We start from the raw sequence: 14,060 nt of genomic DNA, 5'->3' as shown, positions 1-14,060 counted from the left end.
TAGATCCACGCCATGCGTGGATGAGGTCGTTGCCTAGTGCTTCTGCCCATCCGTCGGCCAGGAACTGGAAGAAGAAACGAGTCATGGACGCGTTGATCGAACGCATCGACCAGCTGAGTGCGCCAGGTGCGTTTCTGGATTTCCATGTGGATCCCGGGTTGCCCTTGCTGGGACAGCTGGACGCGTTGAAAGAAGATCTTTTGCAGTGGCAGTTGCCTGGCGGCAAGATGCTCGACGTCGGTTGGTATCCCGAGTTTGATGCTTCTGGCAGCTTTCGGATCCTGCTGATCGACGGAACCGATTGGGACGTCCCGCTGTTCAGCGCGCAGGCGCACTCGCTGGCGCAACTACAAGAACAACTGCGACTGGCCGTAGCCCGCGCAGGCTGGAACGTCTAGCGCCGAGCGACTGCTGCGGGAATCAGGTGTCCAGATGGCGTGTCCGCCTCTTGCCTGCCAGGATTCATGCTGCTCCAATGCGGATCGTTTTTCTGGAGATACCGCATGATCTACCGCGGCTGGGGCTTCATGACGCTGGTGACGCCGATCGCAGGCATCCTGTTGCTGGCGTACTTCTTCCCGCACGACGGCGCCAAGGGCAACATCCCGCTGCAGCAGGTGCTGCTGGGTGGTGGCATCGGTGCGGCAGTGAACGTGCTGCTGGGCCTGTGGCTCAACCGTGCGCCGCGGCATAAGGGTGAGGCCGCACCCCATCATTTCTTCTTCGTGCCCATGCAATGGGCCGCGCTGGTTCTCGTGGCGGTGTGCGCCCTGATCGCGCTGCTGCGCTGACACGTCGCCTTGGAGAGCGCCAACCAAGGTTGGCGGCTACCGGGCATGCCGCTGCTTGGTAGATGCCAACCTTGGTTGGCATGGATTCAAAAGCGGCAAAGAAAAAGGCCCCGGACCGCTCCGGGGCCTTCCTCGTTTCAACTTACCGTCGGATCAGCGATCCGGGCGGTGGGCGCTTTCCGCATCACGCTGGCGGCCGAGGAATTCCTTCGACGGTTCATCCAGCTTGTCGCCCAGCATGCGGCGCACCACCACGAAGAACACCGGGATCATCAGCAGGCCGAGCAGGGTGGCGAACAGCATGCCGCCGATCACGCCGGTACCGATGGCGTGACGCGAGTTGGCGCCGGCACCGGTGGAGATCGCCATCGGGATGACGCCCATGATGAACGCGAAGGACGTCATCAGGATCGGGCGGAATCGCAAGCGCGCCGCTTCGATGGTGGCATCGCGCAGGGTCTTGCCCGCCGCACGCTGCTCCACCGCGAACTCCACGATCAGGATCGCGTTCTTCGCGGCCAGGCCGATCACCGTGATCAGGCCGATCTTGAAGAACAGATCGTTCGGCAGGCCACGCATCATCGACAGGGCGAGTGCGCCCAGAACGCCAAGCGGTACCACCAGCAGCACCGCCACCGGGATCGACCAGCTTTCATACAGCGCGGCCAGGCACAGGAACACCACCACGATGGACAGCACCAGCAGCAGCGTCGCGGCGTTGCCTGCCAGGATTTCCTGGTAGGACAGGCCGGACCAGTCGTAGCCGAAGCCCGCCGGCAGGTCGTCGTTGACGATGCCTTCCATGGTCTGCATCGCTTCACCCGAGCTGGTGCCCGGTGCCTGCGAGCCGACGATGTTGATCGCCGAGTAGCCGTTGTAGCGGCTCAGCGACGGCGGTGCCGAGACCCATTCGGACTTGACCACCGTGCTCAACGGAATCATCGCGTTGGTGCCATCGGCATTGGTGGTCAGGCTGGACGGGCTGTAGAAGCTCTTCAGCGATTCCTGGCCAGTGCGGTACGGACCATCAGCCTGCATGGTCACGCGCTTGATGCGGCCTTCGTAGAAGAAGTCGTTGACGTACACCGGGGCCAGCATCAGCTGGATGGTGCTGTACACGTCCGACACCGACATGCCCATCGACTGCGCCTGCACGCGGTCCACGTGCAGCTGCAGCTGCGGGGCGTTTTCCAGGCCGTTCGGGCGCACGCCCACCAGGTGGTCCGGCTTCTGCGCGGCCTGGCCGAGCAGGATGTTGCGGGCCTGGGTCAGCTGCTCGTAACCGGCGCCGCTGCGGTCCTGCAGCCACATGTCGAAGCCGCCGAACTGGCCAAGGCCCTGCACGGTCGGCAGGTTGACCACGAAGATCTGCGCTTCCTTGATGCCGTAGAACGCGCCGTTCATGTTCTGGATGAATTCCGGAGCAGTGAACTTGCGCTCTTCCCACGGCTTCAGGCGGATGAAGCCCATGCCTACGTTCTCGCCGGAGCCGACGAAGCTGAAGCCGGCCACCTGCAGCATGCCTTCATAGCCATCCTGCTTTTCCAGGATGCCGCGCATCTGTGCGAACGCTTCGTTGGTCTGGCTCTTGGTCGAGCCCGGCGGCAACTGCACGATCGCCAGTGCATAGCCCTGGTCTTCCTCAGGCAGGAAGCTGCCCGGCATGCGGGTGAACAGGAAACCGCACAGCGCGGTCAGCACCACGAACAGGATCATCCAGCGTGGTGCATGGCGCACCGCGGAGGTGATGTGGCCCACATAGGTGTGGCTGATCTTGTCGTAGTACTTGTTGAAGGTGCGGTAGACGATGTTCGGGTTGTCGTTGTGCGTCGGCTTGAGGAACGTCGCGCACAGTGCCGGGGTGAAGCCCAACGCCAGGAACGCCGAGAACGCCATCGAGATGGCGATGGTCAGGGCGAACTGCTTGTAGATCTCACCGGCCGCACCGCCCTGCAGGGCGGAGGGGATGAACACCGCCGCCAGCACGACGGTGATGGCCACCACCGCGCCGGTGATCTGGGTCATCGCCTTCTGCGTGGCCGGCTTCGGCGCCAGGCCTTCCTCGGTCATGATGCGTTCGACGTTCTCGATCACCACGATCGCGTCATCGACCACGATGCCGATCGCCAGCACCATCGCAAACAAGGTCAGCTGGTTGATCGTGAAGCCGATCATCCACATGCCCAGGAACGTACCCAGCAGGGCCACCGGGATGACCAGGGTCGGGATCAGGGTGGCGCGGAAGTTCTGCAGGAAGATCAGCATCACCAGGAACACCAGCAACACCGCTTCGAACAGGGTCTTGACCACTTCCTGGATCGAGATCTTGACGAAGGTGGTGCTGTCGTACGGCGAGAACCAGGTGACGCCGGCCGGGAAGCTGGGCTGCAGCTCGTCCATCTTGCCGCGCACCGCCTCGGCCACGTTCAGGGCGTTGGCGCCCGGCAGCAGCTGGATGGCGAAGGCGCCGGTGGGCTTGCCGTTGTACTGGGTATCGAAGCCGTAGTTGTTGGCACCGAAGGCGACGCGGGCGATGTCCTTCAACAGCACGCGCGAGCCATCTGCATTGGCGCGCAGGATGATGTTCTCGAACTCCTGCGGCGAGCTGAAGCGGCCTTCGGCCGACACAGTGGCGGTGAAGTGCTGGCCTTCCGGCGACGGGTCGGAGCCCAGCGCACCGGCGGCGAACTGCACGTTCTGCGCGCGTACCGCCGCCAGCACCTGGCTGGCCGACAGGCCATAGCCCTGCATCTTTTCCGGGTTGAGCCAGATGTTCATGGCGTACTCGGAACCGAACTGCTGGGTGCTGCCGACGCCGGGGATGCGCGAGACCTGGTCGAGCACGCGCGAACCGACGATGTCGTTCAGTGCGTCACGGTTGATCGTCGGCGTATCGGACTGCAGCGCCACCACCATCAGGAAGCCGGCGTTGGCCTTGGCCACCACCACACCCTGCTGGGTGACTTCCGAAGGCAGTCGCGGCGTGGCCAGCGAGACCTTGTTCTGCACCTGCACCTGGGCGATGTCCGGATCGGTACCGGTCTCGAAGGTCAGGGTGATCGACGCGCGGCCGTTGGAGGCCGATGAGGAGCTGAAGTACAGCAGGTGATCGATGCCGGTCAGCTGCTGCTCGATCACCTGGGTGACCGATTTCTCCGTGGTATCCGCACTTGCACCCGGGTAGGTGGCCGAGACGGTCACCTGCGGCGGGGCGATGTTGGGGTAGGACTCCACGCCCAGGTTGAGGATCGCGATCACGCCGCTGAGCGAGATCAGGATCGCCACCACCCAGGCGAAGACTGGATGTTCGATGAAAAATTTAGGCATGACGGAAGGTCCCGTTACTGCTTGTTCGATTCGGTGGCGGCCGGCTCGGCCTTGTCGGCCTGGTCAGCCTTGGCCGGTGCCTTGGCGTCGGCCGGAGCTGCGGCAGGCGCGCCCGGAGCAGCACCGCCGGCGGCAGGCTTGCCGTTGGCGTCCTGGCCCGGGGTCCACGGCTTGGCCGTGGCCGGCGTGCCTTCCTTGACCTTCTGCACGCCGGCGACGACCACCTTGTCACCCGCGGCCAGGCCCTCGCTGACCAGCCAGTTGCCGTTCTGCGCGCCGTCGGTCTTGACGTTCTTGCGGACGACCTTGCCGTCGGCACCCACCACCATCACATAGCCGCCGTTGGTGTCACGCAGCAGGGCCTGCTGCGGCACCAGGTAGGCATTGTTGCGCTCGCCCAGGTTGGCCTGGAAGCTGACGAAGGCGCCCGGCAGCAGAATCTTCTGCGGGTTCGGCAGCACCGCGCGCAGCGACACCGCGCCGGTGGCCGGGTCGACCGTGGTCGAGGAGAAGTCCAGCGTGCCCGGCTCGCTGTAGGTGCTGCCGTCGGCCAGCTTGACGTTGACCGTGGCCTTGCCGTCGCCGGACAGGGCCAGGGTGCCCTTGGCCTGCTGAGCACGCAGCTGGGTCAGTTCATCCACGCTCAGCGAGAAGTTCACATACAGCGGGTCGAGCTGGTCCACGGTGGTCAGCAGGGTCACATCGCCCTGGCCGACCAGCGCGCCTTCGGTGACCTGCTGCTTGTTGGCCACGCCACTGATCGGGGCGGTGACTTCGGTGTAGCCCAGGCTGATGCGCGAGGACGTAACGGTGGCTTCGGCCTGCTTGACCGCGGCCAGCGCGGTGCGCTCGGCCGACTCGGCATTGTCCAGGTCGGCCTTGGACACGAACTTCTGCGGCGCCAGCGAACGGGCGCGGTCAGCGGCGACCTTGGCGTTGGCGTAGGTCGCGCGGGCCGAAGCCAGCTGGGCCTCGGAGGCGTTGAGCGAGGCGCGCAGGGGCGCCGGGTCGATCAGGAACAGGGTCTGGCCCTGCTTGACCTCGCTGCCTTCCTGATAGACGCGCTTGAGCAGCACGCCGGGCACGCGGGCGCGCACATCGGCGCTGCGGAACGGCGACAGGCGACCGACCAGCTCGCGCTGCAGCGGCAGCGTCTGCGGCTTGGCGTCGATCACGCCCACCTCCGGCGGTGGGGGCGTCGGCTGTTCCGGCTTCTTGCAGGCAGCTACGGCGACAGCAACGGCGCACGTCAAGGCAAGGGTGCGGAGTGGGGCGGTCATCAGGAGGAACTCCGGGGTTGGTTTGAAGACGGGGCCGGCGAGGGCTGCGGCGCGAACGCGCGCAGGAAGCCATCGACGGAGAACTCTGCCCAGCGCCGACGCAATGCAGCGTCATCACGATGGGGGGTATGGAAGCGCTGTTTGTCGAAATCCTGACCGGCAATCATGCTCAGCAGCAGTTCGGCCATGAAGTGCGGGTCGTCATGCCGCAGCAGCCCGCGACTGCAAACGGTTTCAATCCATTCAGCAAGATGAAGTGTCAACGCGCCGGCGCCATGCCGGTACAGCGTACGCGCCTCTTCGGGAAACTGTGCTGCATCGGCGGCGATCAGGCGGCAGGCCTGGCCGACGTGGGGCTGGTTGAAGTGCTCCAGGAAGTCGGTGGCGAACTGCAGCAGGCTGCCACGCAGGTCGTCACCGCGGAGTGCACGCAGCATGGCCCCGGTGGCGTGGCCGACGTGGCGCTGCATCACCCGCCGCAGCAGGGCCTGCTTGTTGCCGTAGCGCGAGTACAGGGTCTGCTTCGAGCAGCCTGCATGCTGGGCGACCGCGTCCATGCTCATCTGCATGCCCTGTTGGGCAAGCAGTTCGCGCACGGCGTCGAACACGCGCTCATCACGCGCGTCGAGGGCGACAGGAAGGTAGGCCGGATTCACGCGGTGGACTATACCGTCCAGTTCAGGATTGTGGAATCGCGCCGATGTTGCCGCATGTGTCTTCCGGTAACACGTTTTGCCGATCCTGTCGGCAACGCTGTGCGACTGCGACACCCATACCGGTGCGAACTGAATAGGGCGTCTAAACCGCAGCAAACCCGAATCTGGTTATTCCGTCCTGCAGCAAGGCCTTTTCGTGCGGTAGGGCTACAATTTCATTTTCCCAACTGAGCAAGCGCGCCGCTCTGCCATGAAACCGCAAAAAACCGCAGCCAAGACCGTGAAAAACAAAAGCAAACCAGTTGAGTCGGAGGTCGCAGTGACCGCTGGTTTCTCCCTGGAGCCGGTGTACACGGCCTTGCGCAAGCGTTACCCCGCGGCCGCCCAGGCCGAGGCAGTGGCATTCGCAGCCGATTTCTACAAGCGCATGGAGGCCGACGAGTTCCCCCATCACAGCGCTGAGGAGTGGGCCGCGCTCGCAGCCGAAACGCTGGAATTCGCCCGTGCCCGCAAGGCCGGCAAGGCCAACGTCCGCGTGTTCAATCCGACGGCGAAGGCCAACGGTTGGGAATCGCCGCACACCGTGCTGCAGATCATCAACGACGACATGCCGTTCCTGGTCGACACCGTGACCATGTCGCTGGCCGAGCATGGCGTGGGCGTGCATGTGCTGGGCCACCCGGTGCTGCATTTCACCCGTGACAAGGCCGGCAAGCTGACCAAGGTCGGCGAGGGCCAGCTGGAATCGGTGATGCTGCTGGAGATCGACCGCCAGCCGGCCGAAGCCATGGCAGACATCGAGCAGGCCATCAACAAGGCACTGGATGAAGTGCGCGCCATCGTGCGCGACTGGCAGCCGATGCAGGACAAGGCGCTGGCGCTGGCCGACGACCTTGGCAGCCGCCAGCTGCCGGTCGACGCTGCCTCGCGCAAGGAAGCACAGGAATTCCTGCGCTGGGCCGCCGACAACCACTTCACCTTCTTCGGCTACCGCGAGTACCGCGTCGAGAAGCAGGGCAAGGAAGACGTGCTGGCGCCGCTGAACGACACCGGCCTGGGCCTGATGCGCGGCAAGGACAAGTCCGCTGCACGTCCGGTCAAGACCCTGGCCGCGCAGGGCCTGAACACCACGTCCGGGCTGAAGGACGCGCTGATCCTGACCAAGACCAATGCCCGTTCGCGCGTGCATCGTGCCGGTTACATGGATTACATCGGCGTGCTGGAATTCGACGCCAAGGGCAAGATCATCGGCGAACAGCGCTTCCTCGGCCTGTTCACCTCCAGCGCCTACAACCGCCGCCCGTGGGAAATCCCGCTGGTGCGCCAGCGCTACGAACACGTGATGAAGCAGTCCGGCCTGGCCGGCTCCAGCCATAGCGGCAAGGCCCTGCGCCACATCCTGGAAACCCTGCCGCGCGAAGAACTGTTCCAGTCCAGCGAGGATGAACTGTTCCGCACCGCGATGGGCGTGCTGGGCCTGCAGGAGCGCGTGCGCAGCCGCCTGTTCCTGCGTCGCGACAAGTACAGCCGTTTCATTTCCGCGCTGGTCTACCTGCCGCGCGAGCGTTTCAACACCGACGTGCGCCTGCGCATCGAAGCGATGCTCAAGGAAGCGCTGCACGGCGAGTACGTGGACAGCTCGGTGGTGCTGGGTGAATCGCCGCTGGCCCAGGTGCACCTGATCGTGCGTCCGAAGCCGGGCGAAATGCTCGATGTCGACACCGCCGAACTGGAACAGAAGCTGGCCCAGGTGCTGCGCAACTGGCAGGACGACCTGCGCGAAGCGCTGGTCACCCGCCATGGCGAAGCCGAAGGCCTGCGCATTGCTGCGCGTATCGGCAAGGCGCTGCCGGCCGGTTACATCGAAGACAACAGCACCGCCGTTGCCGCCAACGATGTCAGCCAGCTCGACGCGCTGACCGGTCCGGACGACCTGCGCCTGAGCCTGCAGGCCGTGCCGCGCGAATCCGGCGATGGCCTGCGCCTGAAGCTGTATCGCCAGCTGGATGACATCCCGCTGTCGGACGCGCTGCCGATGATGGAAAACATGGGCCTGCGGGTGATCGCCGAGCGTCCGTACCGCCTGTCGGTGGACAACGCGCCGGTGTACGTGCAGGACTTCGAGGTAGAGTCGACCGCTGGTGCGATCGATGCGGCCAGCGTCGATGAAGCCTTCGGTGAGACCTTTGCCCGCGTCTGGCACGGCGATGCCGAGAACGATGGCTTCAACCGCCTGGTGCTGGCTGCCGGCCTGCACTGGCGCCAGGTCGCCATGCTGCGTGGCTACTGCAAGTACCTGCTGCAGACCGGCGTGCCGTTCTCGCAGGCTTACGTCGAAGGCACCTTCACCCGCTACCCGTTGCTGGCACGCCTGCTGGTGGAACTGTTCGAAGCCCGCTTCGATCCGGCCACCGGCCATGAAAGCAAGGAAGACATCGCCGCCGGCCAGGCGCAGCTGAAAGCCCACCTCGAGGTGCTGGCTGCCGGCGACGAGGCCACCCTGAAAGTGCTCAAGACCGTGGTCGACGCCCGCAAGGGTGACCGCGATGCGCAGATGCAGGCCGCGCGCGAAGCGCTGCTTAAGCTGATGGACCGCGTGTCGAGCCTGGACGAGGACCGTATCCTGCGTTCCTTCATGGGCGTGATCGATGCGACCCTGCGCACCAGCTACTACCAGACCGATGCCAATGGCCAGCACGGCCATGTCATCAGCTTCAAGTTCGATTCGGCCTTGGTGCCGGACCTGCCCAAGCCGCGCCCGTACCGCGAAATCTTCGTGTATGGCCCGCGCGTGGAAGGTACCCACCTGCGCTTCGGTGCCGTCGCCCGTGGCGGCCTGCGCTGGTCGGATCGCCGCGAAGACTTCCGTACCGAAGTGCTGGGCCTGGTCAAGGCGCAGATGGTCAAGAACACCGTCATCGTGCCGGTCGGCGCGAAGGGCGGCTTCTTCGCCAAGATGCCGCCGGTGAACGGCGATCGCGATGCGATCTTCGCCAACGGCGTGGCGTGCTACAAGCTGTTCATCCAGGGCCTGCTGGACATCACCGACAACATCGTCAACAACAAGATCGTGCCGCCGGTGGATGTCGTGCGCCATGACATGGACGATCCGTACCTGGTGGTGGCCGCCGACAAGGGCACCGCGACCTTCTCCGACATCGCCAACGGCCTGGCCATCGCGCACGGCTTCTGGATGGGCGATGCGTTCGCCTCCGGCGGTTCGGTCGGTTACGACCACAAGGGCATGGGCATCACCGCGCGCGGCGCATGGGAGTCGGTCAAGCGCCACTTCCGTGCACTGGGCCGTGACAGCCAGACCCAGGACTTCACCGCGGTTGGCGTCGGCGACATGTCCGGCGACGTGTTCGGCAACGGCATGCTGCTGTCGCGCCACATCCGCCTGGTCGCTGCGTTCGACCACCGCCACATCTTCCTGGACCCGAACCCGGATGCAGCGACCACGTTCGTCGAACGTGAGCGTCTGTTCACCGTGCCGCGTTCGAGCTGGGCGGACTACGATGCCAAGCTGATCAGCAAGGGCGGTGGTGTGTATCCGCGCAGCCTGAAGTCGATCGAGATCACCCCGCAGGTGCGTGAAGCGCTGGGCCTGGACGAGAACGTCAAGGCGCTGTCGCCGAACGATCTGATGAGCGCGATCCTGAAGGCACCGGTCGACCTGCTGTGGAACGGCGGCATCGGTACCTACGTGAAGGCCGCCAGCGAGCAGCACAGCGATGTCGGCGACCGCGCCAACAACGCCCTCCGCGTGAATGGTGGCGAGCTGCGCTGCAAGGTGGTGGGCGAGGGCGGCAACCTGGGCATGACCCAGCTGGGCCGCATCGAAGCTGCCCAGGCCGGCGTGCTGCTCAACACCGACTTCATCGACAACTCGGCCGGTGTGGATACCTCCGACCACGAAGTCAACATCAAGATCCTGCTCAACGATGTGGTGCGGGCCAAGAAGCTGACCGTCGAGCAGCGCAACAAGCTGCTGGCGTCGATGACGGACGAAGTCGCCGCGCTGGTGCTCAACGACAACTACCGCCAGAACCAGGCCCTGAGCCTGATGGAGCGGATGGCGGTCAAGCGCCTGGGTTCCAAGCAGCACTTCATCCGTACCCTGGAACAGCAGGGCCTGCTGGATCGCCAGATCGAGTTCCTGCCGTCCGACGCCGAGCTGTCCCAGCGCAAGGCACGCGGCCAGGGCCTGACCCGTCCGGAACTGTCGGTGCTGCTGTCCTATTCCAAGCTGGTGGCGTTCGCCCAGCTGCTGGATTCGGACATCCCGGAAGATCCGTACCTGTCCAAGGAACTGCAGCGCTACTTCCCGACGCCGCTGCAGAAGAAGTACGCCGACGCGATGGAGCGTCACCGCCTGAAGCGTGAAATCATCGCCACGGCCGTGACCAACCAGACCATCAACCGCATGGGCGCCACCTTCCTGATGCGCATGCAGGAAGACACCGGCCGCTCCATTGCCGAGGTCGCCAAGGCCTACACCATCAGCCGCGAAACGCTGGACGCACGCGCGCTGTGGGCGCAGATCGATGCCCTCGACGGCACGCTGCCGGAGTCGGTGCAGATCGACGCGCTGGAAGTGATCTGGAAGCTGCAGCGTTCGTTCGTACGCTGGCTGCTGTCGCGCCCGGGCCCGATGCCGGGCATCACCGAGGCGGTCAACCGCTACCAGGGTCCGTTCAACGACATCCGTGTTGCTTCGGGTGTGCTGCCGGATTCGCAGCGTCCGACCTACGAAGCCCTGGTGGCCGAGTGGAAGGAAAAGGGCCTGCCGTCGGCGCTGGCACAGCAGCTGGCCGAACTGCACTTCCTGGAACCGGCGTTCGACATCATCGAACTGGCCCGTACCCGCAAGCTGAAGCCGGTGGATGTCTCCAAGATCCACTTCCGCCTGGGCGACGCCCTGCAGCTGCCGTGGCTGTTCGAGCAGATCGACGCGCTGGAGGTCAACGGCCGCTGGCACGCGGTGGCACGTGGCGTGCTGCGCGACGAACTGGCCGCACACCACCGCAGCCTGGCCGGCCAGGTGCTGGCCACCAAGGGCAGCACCGCTGAAGCCAAGGTGGCCGCGTGGATCGGTCGTGACGACAGCAGCCTGCGCTTCACCCTGGCGATGCTGGCCGAACTGGCCGAGCAGAAGACCCTGGACTACCCGACCGTTTCGGTCGCGGTGCAGCGCCTGGGTCAGCTTGCTGCCCACGGCGCGTAAGTGATGTAGTGCCAGGCCACGCCTGGCATGCGTGAACCGGAACGGCCCCGCGAAAGCGGGGCCGTTTTTTCTTGCGGACGACCGCCGGGCATGGCCCGGCGCTACCGATGTACGGCGGAGCAGGTAGCGCCAGGACATGCCCGGCGAGCGCAGCGGCGCTCGGTTATGCTCTCCACCGAGCCTTCCCCCGGATCCACCGATGAGCGACACCCCCCGCATCGCTTTCCTGGCCAGTACCACCGAACCTGCACAGATGGCCCGTGCGGCGATGGTCTCGCGCTATGGCGACCACGCCCCGGACCAGGCCGACGTGCTGTGCCCGCTCGGCGGCGATGGCTTCATGCTGCAGACCCTGCATCGTCACGGACACCTGGGCAGGCCGGTATTCGGGATGAAGCTGGGCACGGTGGGTTTCCTGATGAACCAGTACCGCGGCGACGACGACGTGCATGCGCGTATCGCCCGTGCCGAGCCGGCCCACCTGCGCCCGCTGGAAATGATGGCGCTGACCGAATCGGGTACCACCACCGGGTCGCTGGCCTACAACGACGTCTCGCTGCTGCGCCAGACCCGGCAGGCGGCGCATATCGGCATCGACCTCAATGGCCAGGAGCGGGTGGGCGAACTGATCGGCGATGGCGTGCTGGTCGCCACCCCGGCCGGAAGCACCGCCTACAACTACTCCGCACATGGGCCGGTGCTGCCGCTGGGCTCGCACACCATCGCCCTGACGCCGCTGGCCCCCTATCGCCCGCGACGCTGGCGCGGCGCCATCCTCAAGGCCGACACCGAAGTGCGCTTCCGCGTGCTCGATCCCTACAAGCGTCCGGTCAGCGTCACTGCCGATTCGCACGAGACCCGCGATGTGGTCGAAGTGACGATCCGTGAGTCGCGCGAGCACCGGGTGACCCTGCTGTTCGACCCGGAGCACAACCTCGAAGACCGGATCCTGAGCGAACAGTTCGTTTTTTGACGACAATAGGTGGCCGGCACTGCCGACCGCTTGAAGGACCCCACCGATGGGCGACAACTCCCCCCGTTTGCTGACCGTCGCGGTGACCTCGCGTGCGCTGTTCGACCTGGAAGAAAGCCATGCGCTGTTCGAAAGCGATGGCGTGGCCGCCTATGCCGAGTACCAGCGCCAGCACGAGGACGACGTCCTCGGGCCGGGCGTGGCCTTCCCGGTGGTGCGCAAGCTGCTGGCGCTGAACCAGGGCGCCAGTCCCGAGAACCCGCGCGTGGAAGTGATCCTGCTGTCACGCAACTCGGCCGATACCGGCCTGCGCATCTTCAATTCCATCCAGCACTACGGGCTGGGCATCATCCGCGCGACCTTCACCGCCGGTGAGCCGACCTGGCCGTACGTGAAGCCGTTCGGCACCGACCTGTTCCTGTCGGCCAATCCGGAATCGGTGCGCAGCGCGCTTCGGCATGGCATCGCCGCGGCGACCATCCTGCCCAAGCCGCCGGGTGAGACCGCTGCCGCTGCCGCCGACCAGATCGACATCACCCGCCCGGCCGGGCAGCTGCGCATCGCCTTCGATGGTGATGCGGTGATCTTCGGGGACGAGAGCGAGCGCATTTCGCGCGAGCAGGGCGTGGAAGCCTTTGGCCGGCACGAACGCGAGCGTGCACGCGAGCCACTCAGTGGCGGTCCATTCCGCGGTTTCCTCTCTGCGCTGCACACGCTGCAGGAAGTGTTCCCGGCCGGCGACAGCGCGCCCATCCGCACGGCGCTGGTGACCGCACGTTCTGCACCGGCGCATGAGCGGGTGATCCGCACCCTGCGCGAATGGGGCGTGCGCCTGGACGAGGCGCTGTTCCTAGGGGGGCGGCACAAGGGCCCGTTCCTGCAGGCATTCGGTGCCGACATCTTCTTTGACGATTCGCAGCACAACATCGACAGTGCGCGTGAACACGTAGCTGCCGGCCACGTGCCGCATGGTGTCGCCAACGAAGGGTGATGCTTGCCCCGGTAGTTGCCAACCTTGGTTGGCACTTCTTTGTATCGGCGCCCACCAAGGTGGGCATCTACCAGAGCAGCGCCCACCAAGGTGGGCATCTACCAGAGCAGCGCCCACCAAGGTGGGCATCTACCAGAGCGCCATGTCTCGGTAGTTGCCAACCTTGGTTGGCAGTCGTTTGTATCAGTGTCCTCAAAGGTGAGCATACCGCTTACGGAGTGCCTGACATCCCCAGCTGCAGGTCCACCACCTTCCAGCGCAGGCCCTGCGGTTCCAGCACTACCTTCAACGGTGGCTGGCCGGCGCCGCGATCGACGTCGACCACGAAGCGGTCCAGGGCTTCGAAGTGGTGTTCGGCGTTCTTCAGCGGTCGCGCCGGCTCGGTTGCACCCAAGGCCTCGCCGCCCTGCAGTTCGTTGCGGCCGCGCTTCCACAGGACGTGGCCCTGCAACATCGCACCGATGCCGGTGGGCGTGACCATCGTGTCCACCGCGGCGCCACCCAACTGATCACCCAGCCCGTACAGCAGGGCACCGAAGGGACTGGCAGCCACCTCGGGGCCGGCCTGGCGCACCAGGTAGTCATTGAGCTGGGCGCGCAGGCTGGTACGCACGCGTGGGAAATCCACGTAGCGCTCCAGACGGGCGGTGTCCCGTTGTTCGATGGCCTTGGACAGGCCATGCACGGTCAGGTAGGGGCCGCCGAACCACCAGGCGGCCACCACAGCGATCAGCAGAACGAGGATGCCAATGAGCTTCTTCATGCTGCACAGCCTGCCGCAAGTACGGTTGCCGGTGGTGAACGGCGGGTGATCC

The 14,060-nt window shown here is 65.4% G+C and carries 9 protein-coding genes; 5 read left to right on the top strand and 4 right to left on the bottom strand.

The annotated features are described in order from the left end of the window. The first annotated feature begins 83 nt into the window (after positions 1 to 83). Positions 84 to 398: a hypothetical protein gene (locus BW38_RS10640; RefSeq protein WP_051585001.1), complete on the top strand. Its 315-nt coding sequence runs from the start codon at positions 84 to 86 to the stop codon at positions 396 to 398. A 105-nt stretch (positions 399 to 503) separates the two neighbouring features. Next, complete coding sequence (locus BW38_RS10645; protein WP_032976310.1) at positions 504 to 791, top strand: hypothetical protein; 288 nt, start codon at positions 504 to 506, stop codon at positions 789 to 791. Between the two features lie 153 nt (positions 792 to 944). Here BW38_RS10645 and BW38_RS10650 read toward each other — a convergent pair whose 3' ends face one another. The 3 genes from BW38_RS10650 to BW38_RS10660 are packed head-to-tail and all read right to left on the bottom strand — an operon-like array spanning position 945 to position 6,054. Further along, complete coding sequence (locus BW38_RS10650; protein ID WP_025876842.1) at positions 945 to 4,118, bottom strand: multidrug efflux RND transporter permease subunit; 3,174 nt, start codon at positions 4,116 to 4,118, stop codon at positions 945 to 947. A 14-nt stretch (positions 4,119 to 4,132) separates the two neighbouring features. Further along, positions 4,133 to 5,398: an efflux RND transporter periplasmic adaptor subunit gene (locus BW38_RS10655; protein WP_025876844.1), complete on the bottom strand. Its 1,266-nt coding sequence runs from the start codon at positions 5,396 to 5,398 to the stop codon at positions 4,133 to 4,135. After that, on the bottom strand, positions 5,398 to 6,054 hold the full coding sequence (locus tag BW38_RS10660) for a TetR/AcrR family transcriptional regulator (protein WP_025876846.1): 657 nt from the start codon (positions 6,052 to 6,054) through the stop codon (positions 5,398 to 5,400). The genes BW38_RS10655 and BW38_RS10660 overlap by 1 nt, the downstream gene beginning before the upstream one ends. 250 nt (positions 6,055 to 6,304) lie before the next feature. Between BW38_RS10660 and BW38_RS10665 the strand changes: the two genes are divergently transcribed. The 3 genes from BW38_RS10665 to BW38_RS10675 all read left to right on the top strand — a co-directional run bounded on the left by BW38_RS10665 (position 6,305) and on the right by BW38_RS10675 (position 13,245). Then, a complete protein-coding gene (locus tag BW38_RS10665; protein ID WP_032976309.1) occupies positions 6,305 to 11,281 on the top strand; it encodes an NAD-glutamate dehydrogenase domain-containing protein in 4,977 nt (1,658 codons plus the stop codon). Between the two features lie 199 nt (positions 11,282 to 11,480). Beyond that, positions 11,481 to 12,254, top strand: coding sequence for an NAD kinase (locus BW38_RS10670; RefSeq protein WP_025876850.1), 774 nt, complete (start codon positions 11,481 to 11,483; stop codon positions 12,252 to 12,254). Positions 12,255 to 12,300: 46 nt separating this feature from the next. Continuing rightward, a complete protein-coding gene (locus BW38_RS10675) occupies positions 12,301 to 13,245 on the top strand; it encodes a 5'-nucleotidase (protein ID WP_025876852.1) in 945 nt (314 codons plus the stop codon). 211 nt (positions 13,246 to 13,456) lie between these two features. On the opposite strand, the gene BW38_RS10680 is transcribed toward BW38_RS10675, so the two are convergent. After that, a complete protein-coding gene (locus BW38_RS10680; protein ID WP_032976308.1) occupies positions 13,457 to 14,008 on the bottom strand; it encodes a DUF2939 domain-containing protein in 552 nt (183 codons plus the stop codon). Positions 14,009 to 14,060 lie beyond the last annotated feature (52 nt).

This window comes from Stenotrophomonas sp. RIT309 (genome assembly GCF_000632045.1).
Taxonomy (GTDB): domain Bacteria; phylum Pseudomonadota; class Gammaproteobacteria; order Xanthomonadales; family Xanthomonadaceae; genus Stenotrophomonas; species Stenotrophomonas indicatrix.
The sequence above is the reverse complement of the archived record's forward strand: the minus strand, read 5'-3'. Positions and strand labels throughout refer to the sequence as shown.